We start from the raw sequence: 24940 nt of genomic DNA on the forward strand, positions 1-24940 counted from the left end.
ATAGTTCATGATGCAAATGTGATTTGTTTCGAGAATGCTTTTAAGATTTCGATAGATTTCCGTATTGGTCTTCAACCTTACAGAAAAGGTCAGGGAGTGGGGTTGTAGTTTTGTAAATCTACCCGGCCTAACTGTAAATCCAGATGTCTACAGGCAGGCCGGGAGTCTGGGAAAGGGGATTAGGCTAAGGTCACGTCGCCATGCAGCTGGCAGCTACAGGCCAAGACGTAGCCTTCGGCTATCTCGGCGTCGGTCAGGGTCATTTGGCTGGTGGTCGTGAAATCGCCGCCGATCACGCGGGTTTTACAACTGCCGCAGACACCGGCGCGGCAGGCGGCATTGACCGGCAGTTGGTGCTGCTCCATCGCCGCCAGCAGGGTAGAACCGACGGGCACCTTGTAGTGGGCAAGCGGCGTCAGGCGAGTCATCGTCAGCAGCTTATTGCTTTGTGGCTCGGCAATCGGCTGGTGGAACTGCTCGGTGATGACGCTATTGTCCGCCGCGCCAAGGGCTTTAACCCACTGTTCAGCCAGCCGCATATAAGGCGCCGGGCCGCAAATCATCACCCGTCGCGCCGCCATGTCTGTCACACCAGTCTCCAACAGGTCTTGGCTCAGTCGCCCGGCGATAAAGCCCTCTGTTGCATTGTTCTCGGATAATAAAATTAAGCTTAACTGCGGGTGACGTGCGGCCAACTGCTGCCATTGGGTAGCGAAAATCACATCCTGAGGGCTGCGCACGCTGTAAAACACCGTCACGGGTCTGGCGGGCGTTTGCTGTAGAACTGCGCGACAAATCGACATAATCGGCGTCACGCCGCAGCCCGCCGCCAGTAGCAGCAGGGGCTGGTCGCCGTCGCAGACAAAGCTGCCCTGAGCATCTGAAAGCCAGAGATAGTCGCCAACTGTCACCTGTTGAGTCAGCCAATTCGAGCCTTGGCCGTCGGCAATTTGGCGAACCGTCAGGGTGATAAACGGACTGACGCCAGGAGTGGAGGAGAGGGTGTAAGCCCGCTGCACCTGGCCGCTAGTGCCAATATTCACCAGCGCAAACTGGCCGGGCTGGTAGTCATAAGGCACATGGCTGAACAGAGATAAAGTCCAGACATCGGCGGTTTCTTGTTGAATGTCATGCACCTGCAGGCGATTGGGGCACAGCAGCGTGGGTTGGTCGGCAAACAGAGGGAAAGTCATGGCGAGTTCCTCAAGGGGCCGGTGGGGCGCACCGGCCGGGTGAAATTATTGTGGCAACATCTGGCGCAGGTCGTCCTCAACCGAGGTGATGGCGCGCAGGCCGAATTTTTCATTCAGCACGTTCAACAGGTTTTCTGTCAGGAAGGCCGGAGCCGTCGGGCCGGTGGCAATATTCTTCACCCCGAGTGAGAGCAGAGTCAGCAAAATAACAATCGCTTTCTGCTCAAACCATGACAGCACCAGGCTCAGCGGCAGGTCGTTGACGCTGCAGCCCAGCTTGTCGGCCAGATGCACCGCCAGCATGATGGCCGAGTAGGCATCGTTGCACTGGCCGACGTCCAGCAGACGCGGCAGCGGGCCGAGGGTGCCGAAGTCCAGCTTGTTGAAGCGATATTTGCCGCAGGCCAGCGTCATGATCAGGCAGTCGTCGGGCACGGCGCGGGCTAAGTCGGTGAAGTAGCTGCGTTCGCCACGACTGCCGTCACAGCCGCCAATCAGGAAAATGTGGCGCAGCTGTTTGCTGGCCACCAAGTCAATTACCGTGTCGGCCGCGCCGAGCAGGGTTTCGCGGCCAAAGCCGACGGTGATCTCCTGCTCGATTTCACTGTATTTGAATCCCGGCTCGGCCAAGGCTTGAGCAATCACCGGCGCAAAATCTTCCCCTTCCAGATGCTTCACGCCCGGCCAGCCGACAATGCTGCGGGTCCAGATCCGGTCACCGTAGTTGCCGACATTCGGGTCAATAATGCAGTTGGAGGTCATCACCACCGGCCCCGGGAATTTGGCGAATTCAATTTGCTGGTTCTGCCAGCCGCTGCCGTAGTTGCCCGCCAGATGCGGATACTTCTTCAACTCCGGGTAGCCGTGGGCGGGAAGCATTTCACCGTGGGTATAGATGTTAATGCCAGTGCCGGCGGTCTGTTCGAGCAGCATCTGCAAATCTTTCAGGTCATGGCCGGAGATCAGAATGGCTTTCCCGGCGCGAGGCTTGACGTTCACCGCCGTCGGCTGCGGGTGCCCGTAGGCGTCCGTTTCGCCTTTATCGAGGATCTCCATCACGCGGAAATTCATCTTGCCGATGCCCATGGCATTTTCCAGCAGGGTGGCCATGTCGGCGGGCTGGGTGCCGAGCCACGCCATGAGGCGGTGATAATCGGCATAGATATGGGTGTCGGACTGGCCCAGCACGTGGGCGTGTTCCATATAGGCGGCGGCCCCTTTCAGGCCATACAGGCAGAGCAGGCGCAGGCCGTGGATATCGTCACCGACTTCGGCTTTATCGCTGTTTAAGGCAAACTGCTGGGCCTGAATCTGTAGCTGGTCGATGGCGTCGCTGGTCAAAGTCAGATTTGCCAAAGGGTGCGGGTTGCTGATGGCCGGATCCATCAGGCGGCAGCGGCTGGCAAGGGATTCGCGATAGCTAATGGCTTCGCGGGCATAAGCCACGATGCGCGCCGAGTCAAAGTTAACGTTGGTTAAGGTTGAGAAGAAGGCGCGGGGCGCAAAGGCGTCAATTTCGGCATCAATGATGTCATAGCCCCGGGCGATGAGCGCCCACGAGGATAGGCCCTGTAGCACCGCCACCAGCAGGTCTTGCAGGTCAGAGGTTTCAGCCGTTTTGCCACACATCCCCTGCGCATAGGCGCAGCCGCTGGTGGTCGGGGTTCTCACCGTTTGTTCACATTGCACACAAAACATTATCCACTCCTTTTATAAGTTGCATTTATAATGCATGTTTTAAGTTAAGCCTAAGACGCAACAGGCAAGAATTGAAGTGCTTTGTGGAATAAGTGCAGATGGGTTGATTTAGCGCAATTTCTGAAGAAAGGCCGTCGCGCTGGCGCAGAGGCCAGCGCGAGGTAAAACAGGTCAGGCGGAGAAGAAGGCCATCAGGATTGGCGCGATCAGGCTCAGCAAGAAGCCGTGCACCACCGCCGGTGGCACCATGTCCAATCCACCGCTGCGTTGCAGCACCGGCAGGGTGAAGTCCATGGAGGTTGCGCCACACAGGCCCAGCGCCGAGGAGCGGCTGGAGCGCACCAAGGTTGGGATCAGCATAATGGCGCACAGCTCGCGGGCTAAATCGTTAAAGAACGCCGCGCTGCCGACCACCGGGCCGAAAGCGTCCGTCAACACAATGCCGGAGAGGGAGTACCAGCCGTAGCCGGAGGCCATCGCCAATCCGGTATTCAGCGGCAGGCCGAGCAGCAGCGCGGCCAGCGCGCCGCCGACCAGTGAGCTGACGGCCACCACCGACGCCACTAATATGCCACGGCGGTTAAGGATGATTTGGCGCAGCGTCATGCTGCTATTGCGTAGCTGCATCCCCACTAGCGCCAGCAGGAAAATCAGCGCCACTTCGCTGGCTTCTGAGGCGTAAGTCAGCCAGTGCCACTGGGTCAGGCCGAGCAAGAAACCGGCGATCACCACGCCGCACAGCTTGAGTGAATCAATCGCCATATTCAGGCGAGAAGGCAGGGACTCTTGCTGATGATTGGATTTCCAGGGTTTACGCTTTTCCAACAGCCAAAGTGCGACAAAATTGAAAATGAAAATGCACAAGAAACAGACCGCCGCGTATTTGAAAATCAGCAGCAGATTCGTACTCAGATTATCGAGAAAGGCTAAGCTGACGCCCATGATGAATAGGATCACATACACCATCCAACTCAGCAGGCGGTTAATGGCATAAAGCAAAGCCGATTTTTTTAATGGAATGAGATAGCCGATGATCAGCGGCAAAAGAATGATCAGTAAACCTGAATACATGAAGCTTTCCGTGTAGTTGCGAGTCCTGAAGGGGCGGTCAACACGCTAACCAAAAGCCGTGTCGCTGTAAAGTCGCTTTAACCAGCAAATGGCGCGGCAATATCTTGACCAAACAGCATTTTTAACGCCATGCTGAACACAGGTGAAGCAGAAGGGAGCGCCCGATGTATCTGGAACATATCGATATTGCAGGATTTCGTGGTCTAAATCGGTTATCGCTAACCTTGACCCAACCCACGCAGCGCGGCGCCTCCATCAGCGGCCCGCTGGGCGAGGAGGGCGTCTCTTCCGTCACCACCAATACCGTGCTGGTGGGGGAAAATGCTTGGGGTAAGTCCAGCTTGCTGGATGCCCTGACGCTGCTGCTTTCGCCTGAACCCAAACTCTACTGCTTCAAAGAGGAAGATTTCTATTTCCCCGCCGGGGAACAGCAGTCCAAATCGAAATATCTGCACGTGGTTTTCACCTTCTGCGAGAATCAGGCCGGGCACCACACCTCGCCGCGATTCAACCCGCTTTCTCCTTTATGGGTGAAGTGCGCGGACAAGCTCACGCGCATCTATTATCGGCTAGAAGGGGAGCTGGACGATGACGGCAGCGTGCTGACGCTGCGCAGTTTCCTTTCCGCCAACGGCCAACCGCTGAACTTGCAAACTATTGATCCACTGGCGCAGGCGTTAATCACTTTAAATCCGGTGCTGCGGCTGCGCGATGCGCGGTTTATTCGCCGTTTGCGTAGTGAAACGCTGGCCCCGCGCCTTGCTAAAAATAATGAAGAAATGGCGAAGCAGCTCGACGACTTGACGCGCGGGCTGATCCATAACCCACAGAACCTAACCAACAGCGAATTGCGCAGCGGGCTGGCGGCGATGCAGCAGCTGTTAGAACACTATTTTGCCGAGCAGGGCACCAGCAGCAGCGCGCCGTGGCAGCAAAAGCGCCACGGCCGGGCCGAGAGCCGCCGCGCATGGCGCTCCCTCGACAATATCAACCGAATGATTGCCGAGCCGAACAGCCGCAGTATGCGCGTTATGCTGTTGGGGATGTTTTCCACATTATTGCAGGCCAAGGGTTCGGTGGTGCTGCATCCCGATGCTCGCCCGCTGCTATTAATAGAAGACCCGGAAACCCGTCTGCACCCGATTATGCTGTCGGTGGCGTGGGGGCTGCTCGACCAGCTTCCCTTGCAGCGCATTACCACCACCAACTCCGGCGAGCTGCTGTCGCTGGTGCCGGTAGAGCAGATATGCCGATTGGTGCGCGAGTCGGGGCGAGTCGCGGCTTACAGCATTGGCCCGGAAGGGCTAAGCTCGGAGGACAGCCGCCGCATCGCGTTTCACATTCGCTTTAACCGCCCGTCGTCGCTGTTTGCCCGCTGCTGGCTGCTGGTCGAAGGGGAAACGGAAGTGTGGCTGCTCAACCAGCTGGCGCGGCAGTGTGGCTACCACTTTGAGTCAGAAGGTATCAAGGTGATTGAGTTCGCCCAGTGCGGCCTCAAGCCATTACTGCGCTTTGCTCGTCAGATGGGAATTGAGTGGCACGTGCTGGTGGATGGCGACGAGGCTGGGAAGAAGTATGCCGCGACGGTGATCAGCAATGTTGAGAAATACGACGATACGCTGCGCTACCGGCTGACCGCGCTGCCTTCGCAGGATATCGAGCATTTCCTCTATCGCGGCGGCTTCGAAGATGTCTACCGGCGCAACGCGGCACTGCCAGACACGCTACCCATGTCGCCACGGCGTATCATCGACAAAGCGATTCACCGCACGTCGAAACCCGACTTGGCCATCGACGTCGCGCTGGCGGCGTCTCAACGTGGCGTGGGGTCTATTCCACCATTGCTGCGGCAAATGTTTTCCCGCGTCGCGTGGCTGGCGCGGGGCAGGGCTGACTAATCGTCGGTTTTACGAGGTGCGGCAAAACCCTGCGAGAAGGTTTGACGAATTTGCGCTTCCAGTGAATCCAGCAGCTGGTAACGACGGCGGTACTCAGAGCGGCGCTTGCTGGCGATCTCTTCCAGCGGACGGTGTGGGATCTGACGAGGCAAATGGTAATAATCGTCTTCCTCTAGCTCGCCCTGCAGCGTTTCCCAGAAGCTGTCGTAATCAGCGAAGATCATGCCCTTGCGTTTCTTATAGCGGGCATTTTCATAGATGTGGGTTTTATTGGCGACGGCAACAATTTGCGTCATTTGAGTCAGCTCGGCCAGCAGCAGGGTGGCCTCCATCACCAGTTTCTTCGGGAACAGGCCGTGACAGGCTTTGGTCGCTGATTGAATCTGCGAGTGCTCGACGTGGGCGCGCGGGCCTTGGATTGCTCCAATAAACAGCGTCGGCTGATCCCGGTAGTTAATCAACGCGAAGGTGACGGTAGCCAGCGGCTCGCCGTTTTCCAGCGTGAACATCAGCGTGGCTTCGCCTTCTTTATCTAAACGCCCGGCGGCGTTGAACTGAATAAAGTAGCGCTGGCCTTCTTTACCTTCTAGCGTGGCAATGTGCAGCGGCTGGCCGGAGAAATGCGCATGCCCCAGCGCGGGCGGCACCTGCGCCGCGAAGTGGTCGTAGTGGGCAATAATATTTTTCAAGGCTGTCTCGCGGTTCACCTTCACTGATTGATAAACGCGGTGCAGCTTGCAAGGCAGAGACGGCGCTGCGCGCAGCATCTCGTCGCGCATCGGGTGGCTTGCCAGATAATCCAGCAGCAACAGCGTGGATTTCGGCGCCAACAGCGTGCGCAGTAAAAATTTCAGGCGATAGCTGGTCCGGTTCCAGGCAGGGCCAGGCACCATGCGGCGGGAAACCAATGCGGATAACATCTGCATACCAGAGTGTATTTTTCTATTTTCGATTGGGTAGCTGATTGCACTCATCGTTATGTACCTGCTCTTCACAAGCCTCCAAGGCTGAATGACGTTATTTGAGCAGTTGGTGAATAAACCAAATATCAACGGTGATTTTGATCACAGCGGAATACTTACAATTGTTTGGGTTCTGTTTAGCTGAAGTTACAAAGTGTAAATCGTTAGCCTGCGAGGGATAAACGGCGGGTCAAAACTGACAATAATGTGCTTTTTTATTTTTCGGGGCTTGAAGGCCAATCGTTTCTCCCCCATAAATAAAAATGCCAGTCAAGATGAGACTGGCATTTGGCAAAGAGTACGCAACATGATGGTGCGGCAAAAAGGCAATGAGTACGGTCAGGCGACCGCTTCACTTTCCACCGGAATAATGAGGCTTGCATGATTTCCTTTTGGCCCTTCATGGACATCGAAGCTGACTAGCTGCCCGGCTTTGAGGGTGCGATAACCCTCCATCTGGATAGTGGAATAATGAGCAAAGATGTCTTCACCGCCGTTTTGCGGACAGATGAAACCAAAGCCCTTAGCATTATTGAACCATTTAACAGTACCCGTCTCCATGCTTCTACTTCCCTCTCAAGACTATTTGGTGAGTTGAAGAGATTGAGCTAATAAGTGAGCACGAATGCCCGTACGTCGCTGAATACAGGCACTTATCGCCGGTATTTTGCACACGAAATTACACTCTAGTGGAATTGATTTGGACGTCAAGGGAAGGGCATTTGTCATGCCGGAGCAGATAGCCAAACTTTGAAGCAGGTAACGATCCTGAAATAATGTGGTCATTATTTCAACGATTTTACCGATAGCAAAGAGTGGAAGATGCGCGGGGGCATGATGCTTTAAGAGATGGTAAAATGAATGTTAAACGTCATGACGAAAGCTAAGGCGCAAGGGTGCCAGACAATGCTGACGTCATAACAGACCTTCAGAAGGTGATGGACAGGCAATGGGTAACAATCAAGACTGGCTAAATTTCGAACACTTGGCGGCGGATAAGCTAAAGGATGAGGTAAAACCGCCATCTATGTATAAAGTTATATTAAACAACGACGATTACACTCCGATGGAATTTGTGATTGACGTTCTGCAAAAGTTCTTTTCTTATGATATTGAACGTGCAACGCAACTGATGCTCCAGGTGCACTATAAAGGCAAAGCTATTTGCGGAGTCTATACCGCTGAAGTAGCCGAAACCAAAGTCGCACATGTGAATAAGTACGCCAAGGAGAACGAGCATCCGTTGCTGTGTACGCTGGAAAAAGCCTGATTAAGGCAATCTATTTGGGAGGTGCCTATGCTCAATCAAGAACTTGAACTCAGTCTCAACATGGCTTTCGCAAGAGCCCGTGAGCACCGGCATGAGTTTATGACCGTGGAGCACCTGCTGTTGGCGTTGCTAAGCAACCCTGCAGCCCGTGAAGCGCTTGAAGCTTGTACCGTTGACCTGGTGGCGTTACGCCAGGAACTGGAAGCGTTCATCGAACAAACCACGCCCACCTTACCTGCCAGTGAAGAAGAGCGCGACACCCAGCCTACGCTGAGTTTCCAGCGCGTTCTGCAACGTGCGGTATTCCACGTGCAATCTTCCGGTCGTAGTGAAGTGTCTGGCGCAAACGTTCTGGTCGCGATCTTCAGCGAACAGGAATCCCAGGCCGCATATCTGCTGCGCAAACATGACGTTAGCCGTCTCGACGTGGTCAACTTCATCTCTCACGGTACCCGTAAAGATGAGCCAGGTCAGGCGCCAAATAACAACGCAGAGAACCCAGTTAACGAAGAGCAGTCGGCGGGGGAAGATCGTATGGAGAACTTCACCACAAACCTTAACCAGTTGGCGCGCGTGGGTGGTATTGACCCGCTGATTGGCCGTGACAAAGAGCTTGAGCGTGCGATTCAGGTTCTCTGCCGTCGTCGCAAAAATAACCCACTGCTGGTGGGCGAGTCAGGCGTCGGTAAAACCGCTATCGCCGAAGGCCTTGCTTGGAGAATCGAGCAGGGCGACGTGCCTGAAGTGATGGCCGACTGCACGCTGTACTCACTCGACATCGGCTCACTGCTGGCGGGCACCAAATACCGCGGTGACTTCGAAAAACGTTTTAAATCACTGCTCAAGCAGCTTGAGCAAGACAAAAACAGCATCCTGTTTATCGATGAAATCCATACCATCATCGGGGCGGGCGCGGCGTCTGGCGGCCAAGTTGATGCAGCCAACCTGATTAAGCCACTGCTTTCTAGCGGCAAAATTCGGGTTATCGGCTCAACGACCTATCAGGAGTTCAGCAACATCTTCGAAAAAGACCGTGCCTTGGCGCGTCGCTTCCAGAAGATTGATATTACTGAGCCAACCGTCGAAGAGACCGTGCAGATCATTAATGGTCTGAAAACTAAATACGAAGCTCACCACGACGTGCGTTATACCGCGAAAGCCGTGCGCGCCGCGGTTGAGCTGTCAGTGAAATACATTAATGACCGTCATCTGCCGGACAAGGCGATTGACGTGATTGACGAAGCGGGCGCGCGCAGCCGGTTGATGCCGGTCAGCAAGCGTAAGAAAACCGTTAACGTCAGCGACATCGAAAGCGTGGTGGCGCGCATCGCGCGTATTCCAGAGAAAACAGTATCGGCCACTGACCGTGACGTGCTGAAGAATCTGGGCGATCGCCTGAAAATGTTGGTATTCGGGCAAGATCCGGCGATTGAAGCACTGACCGAGGCGATCAAAATGAGCCGCGCCGGTCTGGGCCAGGATCACAAACCTGTCGGTTCCTTCCTGTTCGCAGGTCCGACCGGGGTCGGTAAAACCGAAGTGACCGTACAGCTGGCGAAAGCGTTAGATATTGAGCTGCTGCGTTTCGATATGTCCGAATACATGGAGCGTCACACCGTCAGTCGTTTGATTGGTGCACCTCCGGGCTATGTCGGCTTCGACCAAGGCGGTTTACTGACCGACGCCGTGCTGAAGCACCCGCACGCGGTTGTGCTGCTGGATGAAATCGAGAAAGCGCATCCGGACGTCTTCAACCTGCTGTTGCAGGTTATGGACAACGGTACGCTGACCGATAATAACGGCCGTAAAGCGGATTTCCGTAATGTCATTCTGGTCATGACCACCAACGCCGGCGTGCGTGAAACTGAGCGCAGATCTATTGGTCTGGTGCATCAGGATAACAGCCCGGACGCGATGGAAGAGATCAAGAAAGTGTTCACGCCAGAGTTCCGTAACCGTCTGGACAACGTGATTTGGTTCAACCACCTGTCTACTGAAGTTATTCAGCAGGTTGTCGACAAATTCATCGTTGAACTGCAGGCGCAGCTGGATGCGAAAGGCGTGTCTCTGGAAGTCAGCGACGAAGCGCGCGACTGGTTGACAGTCAAAGGCTACGACCGCGCCATGGGCGCACGTCCAATGACCCGTGCCGTGCAGGAAAACCTGAAGAAACCGTTGGCTAATGAACTGCTGTTTGGTTCGCTGGTTGATGGCGGTTCAGTCTCCGTGGGCCTCGATAAGAGTGCCGATAAACTGACGTACCATTTCATGAGTGCGCAGAAGAAAAAAGCGGAAGGCGCGGTGCACTAAGCATCAGCAGCAGTAGCTGAAAAGTAAAAAGGCGATGGAGATATCGCCTTTTTTTATGCCTGTTTTCCGCCGAGTATCAGTGGGATGGGGTAGATAACCTGAAGCTGATACCAGAGGGAAATAGCAGAAATTGCCGAATTGCGGATACCACAAAACGCCCTTGCAAAAGCAGGAAGGGCGAAGAGGGTATCCTCGGGTATCGCTGGAAATCAGCGATGAGTGAGCCGCCTGTTAGCGGCTACGGAAGACAATGCGGCCTTTGCTCAGGTCGTAAGGAGTCAATTCTACAGTGACTTTGTCACCCGTCAGGATGCGGATGTAGTTCTTACGCATTTTACCGGAGATGTGTGCGGTGACTACGTGCCCGTTTTCCAACTCAACGCGGAACATAGTGTTTGGCAGCGTATCAAGTACGGTGCCCTGCATTTCAATATTGTCTTCTTTGGCCATCGAATCCTCTAGGTCTAACTACCATAGTTTTTAACCGGCGTGATAATGCCGAAAAACCCACATTATGTAAAGAAGTATGGTTGACGATCGCATCTATTCCCTATCCATCGGGACTGTCGGCAGGTCTTCATAACGTGGGGATAAGTCTTGGGGCAGCCAGCATTCCGGCGGTAATTGTTGCTGTGAAAGCCGGGAAAGCGACTGCAAAAATTGGCGGCGTGGGATCTCTCTCGCACCCAGCGACGCAGTGTGAGGGTTGAGCACCTGACAGTCAATCAGTTCTCCACCATAGCGGGTAAAATGTTGGCAAAAAATCATTACGGCACACTTTGAGGCATTATCTCGGCGGCTGAACATTGATTCTCCACAGAATAATCCGCCGACGTTTACGCCGTACATGCCGCCTACCAGCTCGTCGCCATCCCACACTTCAATCGAATGCGCATGGCCCGCTTCATGCAGCTCCTGATAACCGCGCTTCACCAGCGGGCCAATCCAGGTGCCTTCATCACGCTGCTGAGAGCACGCGTGAATCACCTCAGCGAACGCTTTATTAAGAGTGAAGCGATAGGGTTCCCGACGCATAAAACGGCGCAGGCTGCGGCTGATATGACGTTCTTCGGGGTAGAGCACGGCCCGTGGGTCAGGGGACCACCAGAGAATGACTTCCCCCGGCTCGAACCAGGGGAAGATACCGCTGCGATAAGCCGAAAGCAGGCGAGGGGAGGTTAAATCCCCGCCCAGCGCCAGCAGGCCGTTAGGTTCATGCAGCGCCGTCTCCGGGTTAGGGAAGACGACGGAATTCGCTTCAAGCTTGACTAACCGCATAGGGTCCTTATTTATTGATCAAAAGAGTTTGTCAGCCGCGCGCCCGAAAACGTGCATAGCGACCCGCCATGCCGATCAGCGCTTGGTGAGTGCCTTCCTCAACTATTTGACCCTCTTCCATCACGCAGATCTTATCCATATTTTCCAAGCCGTAGAGGCGATGGGTAATTAAGATTAGCGTCTTTTTTTCACAATGTTGGCGCAACAGCGCCAGAATATGACGTTCGGTTTCTGCGTCGAGACCCTCTGTCGGCTCATCCAGCAGCCACAGCGGGGCGTCGTGCAAGATGGCGCGCGCCAAGCCAAGGCGACGCTGTTCGCCGCCTGAGAGCTGCCTGCCGCCTTCTCCCAGCCAGCTGTTTAAGCCATCACCGGCCAGCAAAGCTTGAAGATCAACGGCTTCCAACGCCTTGACCAGCTGCTCGTCGCTGCTGGCCGGGGCTACCATACGCAGGTTTTCCCGCAGCGTGGTGTTGAAGATATGCACCCGCTGGCTGACCACGGTCATCATCTGGCGCAGCGTGGCTTCATCGTAATCCGCAATGGCCGCGCCGTTAATGTTCAGGATGCCCTGGTTGCTGTCCCACGCGCGGGTGATGAGCTGTAACAGCGTCGACTTACCGCAGCCGGTTTGGCCGAGCAGCGCCACGTGCTCACCAGAATTAACCCGCAGATTGATGCCTTTGAGCACTGGTAGTGGCTGATCGGGATAGGTGAAGCTGAGATTTTCAATTTCCAACGCGACCTGCTGTTCAGCCTGTGGGCCGTGGGCCGGGAAGGTGACGGCGGGTTGCTGCTCAATGATCTGCGTTACTCGCTGGGCGGAGGCAATCACTTGCCCCAAATGTTGGAAAGCCGCCGCGACTGGGCCGAGTGCCTCAAAGGCGGCCAGCGGGGTGAAGACAAACAGGGCAATCAGCGCGCCGGGCTGGGCGATATCACCAATGCCACCGGCAGCCAGCCACAGCATCAGCGTGACGGTTAAACCGGCGCTGGCAATGATCATCGCCTGCGACAGACCTGAAAGCTTGGCTTGCTGCTGTTGGCGGCTCACCCAGCGGCTCTCCGTCTCATTCATACTCTGGCGAAAACGCGCCTGCGCGCCAAACACGGCTAATTCCGACTGGCCCTGCAACCATGAATTGAGCTGGGTGCGATAGGTACCGCGCAGCTCGGTCAATTCGCGGCCAATCGGCTGGCCCGCGCGGTAAAACACCAAGGGAAGCAACAGCATCAGTAACAGCATGATGCCGCCGAGTGTTAAGGCCAGATGCAGGTCGAGGAAGCTCAGGCCGAAGGTGACGACCAGAATAATCACCAGCGCGCTGACCAGCGGCGAGATAACCCGCAGGTAGAGGTGGTCGAGGGTGTCGACGTCGGCCACCAGCCTGTTAAGCAAATCTGCCTGACGGAAGCGCGCCATGCCCCCCGGAGAGAGCGGCATGATTTTGGTGAAGGTAAACACGCGCAGGTGCGCCAGCACGCGGAAGGTGGCGTCGTGGCTCACCAGACGCTCCGCGTAGCGCCCGGCGGTGCGGAAAATCGCCGCGCCGCGCACGCCCGCAGCGGGCAGCATGTAGTTGAAAGTATAAAGCCCTGCGAGGCCCGCCAGCGCCGACGCCGCGAGGAACCAGCCCGAAAGAGTCAGCAGGCCAATGCTCGCCAGCAGGGTGATGATCGCCAGCACGATGCCGAGCGATAAACGCAGCCAATGGCGGCGATAAAGCGCCAGATAAGGCAGTAGAATTTTCATGTTTATAGCTCCTGACTGCGCTGAGCTAACAATCGGGAAAATGCGCCATTCCCGCTCGCCAATTGTTGATAGCCGCCTTGCTCGATCAGCTGGCCTTTATCCATCACCCATACTTCATCGTACTGTCGGGTGTCTTCCAGCTGATGGGTCACCAGCAGCGTGGTTTGTGCTTGAGAGGCGTCGCTCAGCGCCTGCATCACCCGTTTTTCGCTGTGGGCGTCAAGGCTGGCTGTCGGTTCATCTAACAGCAGCAGGTGGCAAGGCGAGAGCAGGGCCCGAGCCACGGCCACGCGCTGAGCCTGCCCGACGGAAAGGCGCGCCGCGCTGTCGCCAAGCTCGGTGTCCAAGCCTTCGGGCAGTAGAGGGAGAAACTCGCTGACATAGGCGCGCTCGATGGCCGATTGCAGCTGCGCTTCGCTGGCATCCGGCCAGCCCAGCAAGATATTAGCCCGCAGGCTCTGCTCCGGAAGGTGCGGGTTTTGTCCCACCCAGCTGAGCTGCTGGCGCCAGTCCGCGCGGGCTATTTCCTGCAACTCTATGCCATTGGCTTTCAGCGAGCCTTGATAAGGCAGGAAGCCGAGCAGGGCGTTGAGCAGCGAACTTTTCCCAGCGCCGCTCAGGCCAACCAGCGCCACGCGTTTACCCGCGGGCAGGGTGAAATTAAGTGGGCCAGCCAGCGTTTTGCCGTCCGGCGAGCGGATAATCAGGTCGACGGCTTCCAGTGAAATGGCGCTCTCGGCTGCCGTCGGCCAAGACTGGGTGCCTTCTCCCTGACTTTCCGCTTCAGCACTCAGGAAGGTCAGCAGGCTCTCTGCCGCGCCCACCGCCTGTGCTTTAGCGTGATAGAAGGTGCCTAAATCGCGCAGCGGCTGGAAAAACTCCGGAGCCAGTATCAGCACCAGAAAACCGGCAAACAGCGTGACAGGCGTGCCGTAGCTGCCGAAATTCAGTTCACCAAGATAGGAGAAGCCAAAGTAGACCGCGACCACGGCAATGGAGATTGAGGCGAAGAACTCGAGCACGGCGGAAGACAAGAACGCCAGTCGCAGCACGTCCATAGTGCGGGCGCGGAAACTTTCGGTAGAGCGTTGGATCTGCGCGGTTTCGGCCTGAGCGCGGTGGAACAGGCGCAGCGTATCCAAGCCGCGCAGGCTGTCTAAGAAATTGCCGCTCAGGCGGGCGAGGGCGGTAAAGTTGCGGCGATTGGCATCGGCCGCGCCCATGCCGACCAAGGCCATAAAAATAGGAATTAATGGCGCGGTGACCAGCAGAATCATACCCGCGGCCCAGTTGATTGGGAAAATACTCACCAGAATCAGCAGGGGAATAATCCCCGCCAGCGCAATCTGCGGCAGATAGCGGGAGTAGTAATCCTGCATCTCTTCGATTTGCTCGAGAATGATGGTGGCCCAGCTTCCGGCTGGCTTGCCTTGGATCCACGCTGGGCCAAGCTTCTCCAGCCTGTTCAGCACGAGCTTGCGCATTTCGCGACGAATAATCTTGCCGCAAATAAAGCCCACCTGTTCACGCAGCCAAGTCACTACGGCGCGAAGAATGAAGGTCAGCGCCAAGAGCAGGAAGCTTTGCACCAGTTGGTCGCGCGGCGTGTTTTGAATAATTAAGCTGTGGAGCAGGCCCGCCATTAACCAGGCTTGGGCAAGAATTAATAAACCAGAGAGTAAACCCAGCATCATCGACAGGCGTATCCAGCCTTTGGCGCGTGAGCTTTGTTGCTTTAACCAGCGGGTGAGTTCTTGTTGTCGTGTTTTATTCATCAGGCAATCAGTCTGCGCAGCAATACAGAAATCACAGGGGTATTTCCGTATAGAGTGACATGCGATTGAACGGAGAGTCAGGATGACGCTGAAGAAGCCCGCTCGCAGGTCGCATGATCCAAAAAAGCGCCGCCACGGCGGTGCTATTACCCGTTGCATTCCGAGCTGAGTCGAAAGCTCGCTCATGTTACATGTTCGGACTTACGCTGAAAAATCTATTTCTATAAAAACGGTTATTTCCATAAAAAACAAAACAATGAGGCGGCCAATTGGCCGCCTCATGAGGAGTTAATACTTGTCTGGCATTCAGCGATTAGACAGCAGGTTTCGCCAAGCCGTCCAGATAGCGTTCTGCATCCAGCGCGGCCATACAGCCGGTGCCCGCAGAGGTGATCGCCTGACGATAGATATGGTCCATCACGTCGCCAGCGGCAAACACGCCAGGAATGCTGGTCTGAGTGGCATTACCCTGGATGCCGGATTGCACCTTGATGTAGCCATTTTCCAGCTCCAACTGACCGTCGAAAATGGCAGTGTTAGGGCTGTGGCCGATGGCGATGAACACGCCCGCGACGTCGAGCTTGCTCAGCTCGTCGGTGCGCGCATCGCGCAGGTTAGCGCCGGTTACGCCCATCTGGTCGCCCAGAACTTCGTCCAAGGTCTTGTTGGTGTGCAGCACCACGTTGCCCTTGGTGGCTTTCTCGTTTAGACGGTCGATAAGAATTTTTTCAGCGCGGAAGCTGTCGCGACGGTGAATCAAATGCACTTCTTCGGCAATGTTCGCCAGATAAAGCGCTTCTTCAACCGCGGTGTTACCACCACCGACTACCGCGACTTTCTGGTTGCGATAGAAGAAACCGTCACAGGTCGCACAGGCAGAAACGCCTTTGCCTTTGAACGCCTCTTCAGAAGGCAGGCCGATATAACGTGCAGACGCCCCGGTGGCGATGATTAACGCGTCACAGGTGTACTCTTCGCTGTCACCGAACAGGCGGAACGGGCGGTTCTGCAAATCAACTTTGTTAATGTGGTCGAAGATGATCTCGGTATTAAATTTCGCAGCATGTTCGTGCATGCGCTCCATCAGCCCCGGACCTGTCAGCCCCTCTGGGTCGCCCGGCCAGTTTTCCACTTCTGTGGTGGTAGTCAATTGACCGCCTTTTTCCATACCGGTGATCAATACCGGATTCAGGTTGGCGCGCGCGGCATAAACCGCTGCCGTGTAACCTGCTGGACCTGAACCTAAAATCAATAGTTTACTGTGTTTAACCGTACTCATGAGCAATTCATCTCCGTGATGGCGACTAGCAATGAACCGATTGTAGGGAAAACCGCGCAGTAAAAAAAGCAAACTCAGATGTTGTTAACGATTTGTCTGATAGTTTTTAATTTCAAACCCACGTACAACTACACCCCGGTTAGCTCTCATTTGAGGTAACCGATTGAAGATTGGACAAATAACCGGCAATGAATATGTTGTGAGCTTGTTATTTTTCCATCAAACGCTGGCCTTTTCGCGGCAAATCCCGACTTTATGTAGGCTTTAGCACGAAAAAGTAGGTTAATTGTTTTGTTATTATTGGTCGTTGAAAGATAGGTAAAAACGAGGCCGTGAGATTTCAATCTGGCACGTTCTTCTGATTTTGCTTCTTTTACTTTGACAATCCGCTGTGCATTTGCGAAAACATCTAGGGACGAAGAAATTAATCGCCTGCCTGTGACTTGAAATTCTACGATCAGCTGCTACCTGACTTGTTCAAGGTGTTGTTTCGCTGGTTTTTTCTTGTGCAGGATTTAGTGAAAACAGCGAGCGTTGCGCAAGCTATTCATTTCACAGCGATATTTCTTCTCGGTATAACGTCATTGAATGCGTTTTCTTTCGACAGGGGACTCACGCAATCAAACGGCATACTCAAACCTAAAACTATCGGGTCTTCGCTTGGGACAAACCCTGACACATTGAAGTTGGCTAGGGTATGGCAGGTGCAGGGAAGGACAGCAGAGAGACAATAATAATGGTAGACAACAAAAAGCGTCCGGGAAAAGATCTCGACCGTATTGACCGTAACATCCTCAACGAACTGCAAAAGGATGGCCGGATCTCCAACGTCGAGCTTTCCAAACGAGTGGGATTATCTCCAACACCGTGTCTGGAGCGCGTTCGTCGTTTAGAACGTCAAGGCTTCATTAACGGATATACCGCGTTGCTCAATCCACACTATCTGGATGCATCGCTGCTGGTGTTTGTTGAGATAACACTCAACCGTGGCGCACCGGACGTGTTTGAGCAATTCAATGCAGCAGTACAAAAACTTGAAGATATTCAGGAGTGTCATTTGGTTTCTGGGGATTTCGACTACCTGTTGAAAACCCGCGTGCCTGACATGTCAGCCTATCGTAAGTTGTTAGGTGAGACATTACTTCGACTGCCGGGCGTTAACGACACCCGCACCTACGTGGTGATGGAAGAAGTAAAACAAACTAACCGTCTGGTTATTAAGACCCGGTAAAGGTTCAGGTGCAAAACCTTATAAATTTAGCTACACTCCTGTGTATCTATACAGCCCCGGCGCCGAGGCCCGTTCTCGGCGCTGTTGCTTTTTCAGCCCACAGGAACCTGGAGAGCCTTTCTTGAGCCAGGAATATACAGAAGATAAAGACGTTACCCTGAAAAAACTGAGCAGTAGCCGCCGCGTGTTGGAAGCTGTTCTGGTAGTGGTAGCCGTTTTCGCCGTTTACCTTATGGCGGCGCTGGTGAGTTTTAACCCCTCAGATCCAAGCTGGTCGCAGACCGCATGGCATGGACCTATTCATAACTGGGGTGGTGGTGTAGGTGCGTGGATGGCCGACACCTTGTTCTTCATTTTTGGCGTATTGGCTTACGCTATTCCCCCTATCATGCTTTGCCTGTGTTGGGCGGCGTTTCGTCAGCGTGATAATCAGGATTACATCGACTATTTCTCTTTGTCGCTGCGACTTATTGGTACGCTGGCGTTGATTCTTACGTCTTGTGGACTGGCAGCCTTCAATATTGATGACCTTTATTACTTTGCCTCAGGCGGCGTGATTGGCAGTTTGCTGACCACGGCGATGACCCCTTGGTTTAATAATGTCGGCGCGACCATGGTTCTGCTCTGTATTTGGGCGGCGGGTCTGACACTGTTTACCGGCTGGTCATGGCTGACGATTGCAGAGAAAATTGGCGGCGTGGTGCTGGGTGTTACCACCTTCATGACCAACCGTTCGCGTCGTAACGATGATGATGACTATGAAGATGATCACCATGAAAATGTTGCTCATGATAGCCATGACGATCCGTTACTCGACTCTGATTACGTGCCTTCCGCAGCCGCTAAAGCCGCCGCGGCTGCGACCGCCAGTGCCAAAGTCGCACCGGCCAATGCCGCCGTGGATGATGAAGATGACGTACTGTTCTCCGCGCCGTCGCTGCATGACAATGCCGAGGCTAAAACTCAGCCAGAAACCGCGCCAGTTCAAACACCTGCTCCAGCGCCAGAGGTGACTCAGCATGCTGCGAGTGAGGTGAGGGCGCCAGCACCTGAAGTTGAGATGCCTGCTGCGCCGGAGCCAACTATTGCTCCCGCACCGCCGCTCTATAGCTTTGAAATTCCGCAAGAAACACCAGCTCCGCAGCAGCCAACCAAATCGCCATCTTATGATGACGATGAGCCACGCTTAGGCAATTGGCAGGCCAGCGCGCCTTCCGAGCCGGAACGTTCACCTTTTGACTTCAGCACCGCCCAGCGCGACAGCAGCGAAGTCAACAGTCTGGCGGCCACTGCGGCATTGGCGACAGGTTTGGCACAGGCCGGGCAGTCAGCCAGCTCTGCCAGCAATACCTTTATGCCTGCCTTCAGCGCGGTCAGTGACGGCAATTCGCAGGTCAAAAAAGGCGTGGGTCCCGAGCTGCCAAGGCCGAATCCGGTGCGTATTCCAACGCGACGTGAGCTGGCTTCTTATGGCATCAAGTTACCTTCACAACGCATTGCCGAGCAGCAGGAGCAGCTTGCTGCCCAGCAACAGCCCGTTATAGATGAAGCGGATAGCGAGCAGGGCGATGATCAAGCCGCATTACAAGAAGCGGCGTTGCGCCAGCAGTTTGCTGAGCAGCAGAGTCAGCGCTATGGCGATGAACACGTTGCTTCAGAAGAAGATGAAGAGGCGGCCTTGCAAGAAGCCGAGCTTCGTCAGGCTTTCGCTGCCCGTGAGCAGAACCGTTATCAGCAGGATGAGCAGCAGGACACTCAGCCTGCTTACTCTCAGCACAGCGCGCCACAGCAGAACCCAGTCTCTTCTGCGGCGGCGGATGCACTCGCGGCTGCCGCGATGAACATCAGCACGCATGATGCTTTCACCTTCTCGCCGATGGCGGATTTGGTGGATGACACGCCAACCGAACCTCTGTTTACGCTGTCACCGCACAAAGAAGAAGATGAGCCAGAAGTGCCGACCTTCGGCCAAAGCTATCGACAGACAGCGCCGAAGCACCAGCCAATCGAACAATATGAGGCGCCGGACCAATCTCAACCTGCTCAGCCGAATATGGATAGCCTGATCCATCCATTCCTGATGCGTCACGAGCAGCCGTTGGTGAAACCGACCACGCCGCTGCCGTCGCTCGATTTGTTGACCTCCCCGCCAGCCGAATCTGAGCCGGTGGATGAGTTTGCACTGGAACAGATGGGCAACCTGATTGAAGCGCGTCTGAACGATTACCGCATCAAAGCCGATGTTGTCGATAAGTTGCCAGGGCCGGTGATCACCCGTTTCGAATTGGATCTGGCGCCGGGCGTGAAAGCCGCGCGTATTTCGAATCTCTCGCGCGACTTGGCGCGTTCGCTCTCGGCGGTTGCGGTGCGCGTGGTTGAAGTTATCCCTGGAAAACCTTATGTCGGGTTGGAGCTGCCAAACAAGAAGCGCCAGACCGTTTACCTGCGCGAAGTGCTGGACTGTGACAAATTCAAAGACAGTCCGTCGCCGCTGACCATCGTGCTGGGCAAGGATATCTCTGGTGAGCCAGTCGTGGCTGACTTAGCGAAAATGCCACACTTGCTGGTGGCCGGTACCACCGGTTCTGGTAAGTCGGTCGGCGTCAACGCCATGATCCTCAGCATGCTCTACAAGGCAACGCCGGAAGAAGTTCGCTTCATCATGATTGACCCGAAAATGCTCGAGCTTTCGGTCTATGAGGGCATTCCACACCTGTTAACCGAGGTGGTAACTGACATGAAAGACGCCGCCAATGCGCTGCGTTGGTGTGTTGGCGAAATGGAACGCCGTTATAAGCTGATGTCGGCATTGGGTGTGCGTAATTTGGCGGGTTATAACGAGCGAGTTGAGCAGGCCGAAGCCATGGGCCGTCCGATCCCCGACCCATTCTGGAAACCGGGTGATGGCATGGCCGCTGAGCCGCCTTATCTGGAAAAAGAGCCATTTATCGTTGTGTTGGTCGATGAGTTTGCTGACCTGATGATGACGGTAGGTAAAAAAGTTGAAGAACTGATTGCGCGTCTGGCTCAGAAAGCCCGTGCGGCCGGTATTCACTTGGTTCTGGCGACTCAGCGCCCATCAGTAGACGTTATTACCGGCTTGATTAAGGCCAACATTCCGACCCGTATCGCCTTTACCGTGTCGAGTAAAATCGATTCCCGTACCATTCTGGACCAAGGCGGCGCCGAGTCCCTGCTGGGAATGGGTGACATGCTATACATGGCTCCAAACTCGTCGATTCCGGTTCGTGTTCACGGCGCATTCGTCCGTGACCAGGAAGTCCACGCCGTGGTTCAGGACTGGAAAGCGCGCGGGCGTCCTAAGTACATCGACAGCATCCTTGCGGGTGGTGAAGATGGCGAAGGGGGCGGCGGTGGTTTGGACAGCGATGAAGAGCTGGATGCGCTGTTTGATCAGGCCGTAGCCTTTGTGGTCGACAAGCGTCGTGCTTCGATTTCCGGCGTTCAGCGCCAGTTCCGCATCGGCTATAACCGCGCGGCGCGTATCGTTGAGCAAATGGAAGCGCAGGGCATTGTGAGTACGCCGGGCCACAACGGTAACCGTGAAGTCTTAGCCCCACCTTCTCACGAATAATATCGTCGAATGCACAAAGGTCGCCATGGTGGCCTTTGTGCAAAGAAGCGTAAACCCCTAGTTTTTCAGACGAATGAGCTACCTTTGTGCCAGCGCCTCGGCTAGAGTTCGCAACATGGGCCTGTGTATTAACACAAGGCAACGTCTGAATCAAAAATGGTTTCTGAGGTAGAGATAAGAATGAAAAAATTGTTAGTTGTTGGTTGTTTATTGACAGCATTTACTTCCGCCTCGGTTTTAGCCGATGCCAGCAGTGACCTGAAAAGTCGCTTGGGCAAGCTGAATACTTTCCATGCCAGTTTCACGCAAACCGTTACCAGTGATGACGGCGCCGCCGTGCAGCAAGGTGAAGGTGAACTGTGGGTTAAACGTCCTAACTTGTTTAACTGGCACATGACCTCGCCGGATGAAAGCATTCTGGTTTCCGATGGTAAAACCCTGTGGTTCTATAACCCATTTGTTGAGCAAGTCACGGCAACCTGGCTGAAAAACGCCACCGGTAACACGCCGTTTATGCTGATCACGCGTAACGACAGCAGTGACTGGGCCAAGTACAACGTTAAACAAAAAGGCGATGATTTCGAATTAACGCCAAAAACGGCAGCCGGTAATCTGAAGCAGTTTGCGATCACCGTGACACCAACCGGCACCATCAAAAGCTTTACCGCGGTGGAGCAAGATGGTCAGAAAAGCGCGTATAGCCTGAAAGGCGAGCAGAACGCGTCGGTTGATGATGCCAAATTCAAATTTACACCGCCGAAAGGCGTGACGGTGGACGACCAGCGTCAGTGAGGTCCCTTTGAGTAATCTGTCACTCGATTTTTCTCATAATGAGTTCCAGCCACTGGCCGCAAGAATGCGGCCAGTTTCACTTGCAGAATACATCGGCCAGCAGCACCTTTTAGCCGCTGGCAAGCCGCTACCGCGCGCGATAGAAGCGGGGCAGCTGCATTCGATGATTTTGTGGGGGCCGCCGGGCACCGGGAAAACGACGCTGGCGGAGCTGATAGGGCGCTACGCCAACGCCGACGTCGAGCGTATCTCGGCGGTGACTTCAGGCATCAAAGAGATCCGCGAAGCCATTGAACGTGCGCGGCAGAATCGCGACGCGGGCCGTCGCACCATCCTCTTTGTGGACGAGGTGCACCGTTTCAACAAAAGCCAGCAAGATGCTTTCTTGCCGCACATTGAAGATGGCACCATCACCTTTATTGGCGCGACCACCGAAAACCCCTCTTTTGAACTGAATTCGGCACTGCTGTCCCGCGCCCGTGTCTATCTGCTCAAATCGCTCACTGCAGAGGATATTGAAAAAGTTATCGAGCAGGCGCTGACCAACAAAGAGCGCGGCTACGCCGATCAGAAAATTGTGGTTCCCGCTGAAACTCGCCGCATGCTGGCCGAGCTGGTCAACGGCGATGCGCGGCGTGCGCTAAATAGTATCGAGATGATGGCCGACATGGCCGAAATCGACAAAAAAGGCGTGAGAACCCTGACGCCTGAATTGTTGAAGGAGATCTCCGGTGAGCGCAGCGCGCGTTTCGACAATAAAGGTGATCGATATTATGATTTGATCTCCGCGCTGCATAAATCAGTGCGCGGCTCATCTCCCGACGCCGCGCTGTACTGGTATGCGCGTATCATCACCGCTGGTGGTGACCCGCTCTATGTGGCGCGCCGCCTGTTGGCTATTGCCTCAGAAGATGTTGGCAATGCCGACCCGCGCGGCATGCAGGTAGCAATTGCCGCCTGGGACTGTTTCACCCGCGTCGGCCCGGCCGAGGGCGAGCGGGCGATTGCGCAGGCCATCGTCTATCTTGCCTGTGCGCCAAAAAGTAATGCTGTTTACACTGCGTTTAAAGCCGCGATGCGCGATGCCCGCGAACAGTCTGACTACGACGTCCCAGAGCATTTACGCAATGCGCCGACCAAGCTGATGAAAGAGATGGGACTGGGCGCAGAGTACCGTTATGCCCATGATGAACCCAATGCCTACGCTGCCGGTGAGAACTATTTCCCTTCACAAATGGCTAACACCCAGTACTATTATCCTTCTTCTCGCGGTCTGGAGGGTAAGATTGGTGAAAAGCTGGCATGGTTGACTGAACAAGATCAAAATAGCCCGACAAAACGCTACCGCTAATATTGCTGTTGCGGTAAGGTTACTTCTGATAACTCTTTGACATGCTGCCTATTCAGGCGGCGTGCTTCATCTAATTCACATTCAAAACAACACGTACAGGATTAGCATGCTCGATCCCAATCTGCTGCGTAATGAGCTAGACGCAGTTGCAGAAAAACTGGCTCGCAGAGGTTTTAAACTCGATGTGGAAACGCTGCGTTCTCAAGAAGAACGTCGCAAAGTCTTGCAAGTAGAAACGGAAACTCTGCAGGCAGAACGTAATGCACGATCGAAATCGATCGGTGCAGCGAAAGCCCGTGGCGAAGACATCGAGCCCCTGCGTCAGGAAGTTAATGAGCTGGGTGAGAGATTGGATGCGGCGAAAGCAGAACTTGATGCTTTGCAGACGGCTATTCGCGACATCGCTTCTGCGATCCCGAACCTGCCAGATGACTCTGTTCCAGCCGGCAAAGATGAAAACGATAATCAAGAAATCAGTCGCTGGGGCACTCCGCGCCAGTATGGCTTTGAAGTTCGCGATCACGTTTCACTGGGCGAACTGGCCGGTGGGCTTGATTTCGCTTCCGCCGTTAAGCTGACGGGTTCGCGCTTTGTGGTGATGAAAGGGCAGATCGCTCGCATGCACCGTGCGCTGGCCCAGTTTATGCTGGACCTGCATACTGAGCAGCATGGCTACAGCGAAACTTACGTGCCTTACTTGGTAAACCAAGACACGCTGTTCGGCACCGGTCAATTACCGAAGTTTGGTGAAGACCTGTTCCACACCAAGCCTTTGGGAGAAGAAGCGGGGAGCAGCAACTACGCGCTGATCCCAACGGCTGAAGTCCCACTGACCAACCTGCTGCGCGACGAGATTGTTGAAGAAGAGTCACTGCCAATCAAACTGACTGCGCATACTCCGTGCTTCCGCTCCGAGGCTGGTTCTTATGGTCGTGACACCCGTGGTCTGATCCGTATGCACCAGTTCGACAAAGTTGAGATGGTGCAGATTGTTCGCCCGGAAGACTCCATGCAAGCTCTGGAAGAGCTGACTAGCCACGCTGAAAAAGTGTTGCAGCTGCTCAACCTGCCATACCGCAAAGTGCTGCTGTGTACTGGCGATATGGGCTTCGGCTCAACCAAAACGTATGACTTAGAAGTCTGGTTGCCAGCGCAGGACACTTACCGCGAAATCTCTTCCTGCTCCAACATGGGTGATTTCCAGGCTCGTCGCATGCAGGCTCGCTGCCGCAGCAAAACTGAGAAAAAGCCGCGTCTGGTTCATACCCTGAACGGTTCTGGCTTAGCGGTTGGCCGTACTCTGGTTGCCGTGCTGGAAAACTATCAGTTGGAAGATGGCCGCATTGAAGTGCCAGAAGTTCTGCGTCCGTACATGCGTGGACTGGAAGTGATCGGTTAATAGCGCTATATATTTTATAATATAGCGAAAGGGCGCCTTCGGGCGCCTTTTTTACGTTTTAAAGTGTGCGCCACTCGAAACAATT

The 24940-nt window shown here is 54.8% G+C and carries 18 protein-coding genes; 8 read left to right on the forward strand and 10 right to left on the reverse strand.

From position 1 onward, the window contains the following. Positions 1–179: 179 nt before the first annotated feature. The 3 genes from hcr to V2154_RS06400 all read right to left on the reverse strand — a co-directional run bounded on the left by hcr (position 180) and on the right by V2154_RS06400 (position 3962). The gene (gene hcr / locus V2154_RS06390) at positions 180–1193 is read right to left on the reverse strand and encodes an NADH oxidoreductase (RefSeq protein WP_353501526.1); all 1014 of its coding nucleotides are present in this window, start codon (positions 1191–1193) and stop codon (positions 180–182) included. Between the two features lie 45 nt (positions 1194–1238). After that, the gene (hcp, locus tag V2154_RS06395; RefSeq protein ID WP_353501527.1) at positions 1239–2891 is read right to left on the reverse strand and encodes a hydroxylamine reductase; all 1653 of its coding nucleotides are present in this window, start codon (positions 2889–2891) and stop codon (positions 1239–1241) included. Positions 2892–3062: 171 nt separating this feature from the next. Continuing rightward, on the reverse strand, positions 3063–3962 hold the full coding sequence (locus tag V2154_RS06400) for a LysO family transporter (protein ID WP_353501528.1): 900 nt from the start codon (positions 3960–3962) through the stop codon (positions 3063–3065). A gap of 164 nt (positions 3963–4126) precedes the next feature. Between V2154_RS06400 and V2154_RS06405 the strand changes: the two genes are divergently transcribed. Next, positions 4127–5860: a DUF2813 domain-containing protein gene (locus V2154_RS06405; RefSeq protein ID WP_353501529.1), complete on the forward strand. Its 1734-nt coding sequence runs from the start codon at positions 4127–4129 to the stop codon at positions 5858–5860. Here V2154_RS06405 and V2154_RS06410 read toward each other — a convergent pair. Then, complete coding sequence (locus tag V2154_RS06410; protein ID WP_353501530.1) at positions 5857–6780, reverse strand: VirK/YbjX family protein; 924 nt, start codon at positions 6778–6780, stop codon at positions 5857–5859. The genes V2154_RS06405 and V2154_RS06410 overlap by 4 nt on opposite strands. Positions 6781–7161: 381 nt before the next feature. Further along, the gene (gene cspD / locus V2154_RS06415; protein WP_034789106.1) at positions 7162–7383 is read right to left on the reverse strand and encodes a cold shock-like protein CspD; all 222 of its coding nucleotides are present in this window, start codon (positions 7381–7383) and stop codon (positions 7162–7164) included. A 388-nt stretch (positions 7384–7771) separates the two neighbouring features. Between cspD and clpS the strand changes: the two genes are divergently transcribed. Further along, positions 7772–8092: an ATP-dependent Clp protease adapter ClpS gene (gene clpS / locus V2154_RS06420; protein ID WP_034789108.1), complete on the forward strand. Its 321-nt coding sequence runs from the start codon at positions 7772–7774 to the stop codon at positions 8090–8092. Between the two features lie 27 nt (positions 8093–8119). Continuing rightward, positions 8120–10402 (forward strand): ATP-dependent Clp protease ATP-binding subunit ClpA, encoded by a 2283-nt coding sequence (clpA, locus tag V2154_RS06425; protein ID WP_353501531.1) that lies wholly within the window; start codon positions 8120–8122, stop codon positions 10400–10402. 231 nt (positions 10403–10633) lie between these two features. On the opposite strand, the gene infA is transcribed toward clpA, so the two are convergent. The 5 genes from infA to trxB all read right to left on the reverse strand — a co-directional run bounded on the left by infA (position 10634) and on the right by trxB (position 16487). After that, a complete protein-coding gene (infA, locus tag V2154_RS06430) occupies positions 10634–10852 on the reverse strand; it encodes a translation initiation factor IF-1 (RefSeq protein ID WP_002211347.1) in 219 nt (72 codons plus the stop codon). A 93-nt stretch (positions 10853–10945) separates the two neighbouring features. Further along, positions 10946–11680: a leucyl/phenylalanyl-tRNA--protein transferase gene (gene aat / locus V2154_RS06435; RefSeq protein ID WP_353501532.1), complete on the reverse strand. Its 735-nt coding sequence runs from the start codon at positions 11678–11680 to the stop codon at positions 10946–10948. 31 nt (positions 11681–11711) lie between these two features. Then, on the reverse strand, positions 11712–13433 hold the full coding sequence (gene cydC, locus V2154_RS06440; RefSeq protein WP_353501533.1) for a heme ABC transporter ATP-binding protein/permease CydC: 1722 nt from the start codon (positions 13431–13433) through the stop codon (positions 11712–11714). Between the two features lie 2 nt (positions 13434–13435). Continuing rightward, the gene (gene cydD, locus V2154_RS06445) at positions 13436–15208 is read right to left on the reverse strand and encodes a heme ABC transporter permease/ATP-binding protein CydD (protein ID WP_353501534.1); all 1773 of its coding nucleotides are present in this window, start codon (positions 15206–15208) and stop codon (positions 13436–13438) included. 313 nt (positions 15209–15521) lie between these two features. Then, positions 15522–16487, reverse strand: a complete 966-nt coding sequence (gene trxB, locus V2154_RS06450; RefSeq protein WP_353501535.1) for a thioredoxin-disulfide reductase — start codon at positions 16485–16487, stop codon at positions 15522–15524. 736 nt (positions 16488–17223) lie between these two features. On the opposite strand from trxB, the gene lrp reads away from it, so the two are divergent. From lrp to serS, 5 genes are all read left to right on the forward strand, one after another. Further along, entirely contained in the window at positions 17224–17718 is a 495-nt protein-coding gene (lrp, locus tag V2154_RS06455) for a leucine-responsive transcriptional regulator Lrp (protein ID WP_013574775.1), read from the forward strand. A gap of 121 nt (positions 17719–17839) precedes the next feature. Next, the gene (locus V2154_RS06460) at positions 17840–21313 is read left to right on the forward strand and encodes a DNA translocase FtsK 4TM domain-containing protein (protein ID WP_353501536.1); all 3474 of its coding nucleotides are present in this window, start codon (positions 17840–17842) and stop codon (positions 21311–21313) included. A 180-nt stretch (positions 21314–21493) separates the two neighbouring features. Then, entirely contained in the window at positions 21494–22105 is a 612-nt protein-coding gene (lolA, locus tag V2154_RS06465) for an outer membrane lipoprotein periplasmic chaperone LolA (protein WP_034789137.1), read from the forward strand. A gap of 7 nt (positions 22106–22112) precedes the next feature. Further along, a complete protein-coding gene (locus V2154_RS06470) occupies positions 22113–23456 on the forward strand; it encodes a replication-associated recombination protein A (RefSeq protein WP_353501537.1) in 1344 nt (447 codons plus the stop codon). Positions 23457–23562: 106 nt separating this feature from the next. After that, entirely contained in the window at positions 23563–24855 is a 1293-nt protein-coding gene (serS, locus tag V2154_RS06475; RefSeq protein WP_353501538.1) for a serine--tRNA ligase, read from the forward strand. Positions 24856–24940 lie beyond the last annotated feature (85 nt).

Source organism: Ewingella sp. CoE-038-23, assembly GCF_040419245.1.
GTDB lineage: Bacteria > Pseudomonadota > Gammaproteobacteria > Enterobacterales > Enterobacteriaceae > Ewingella > Ewingella allii.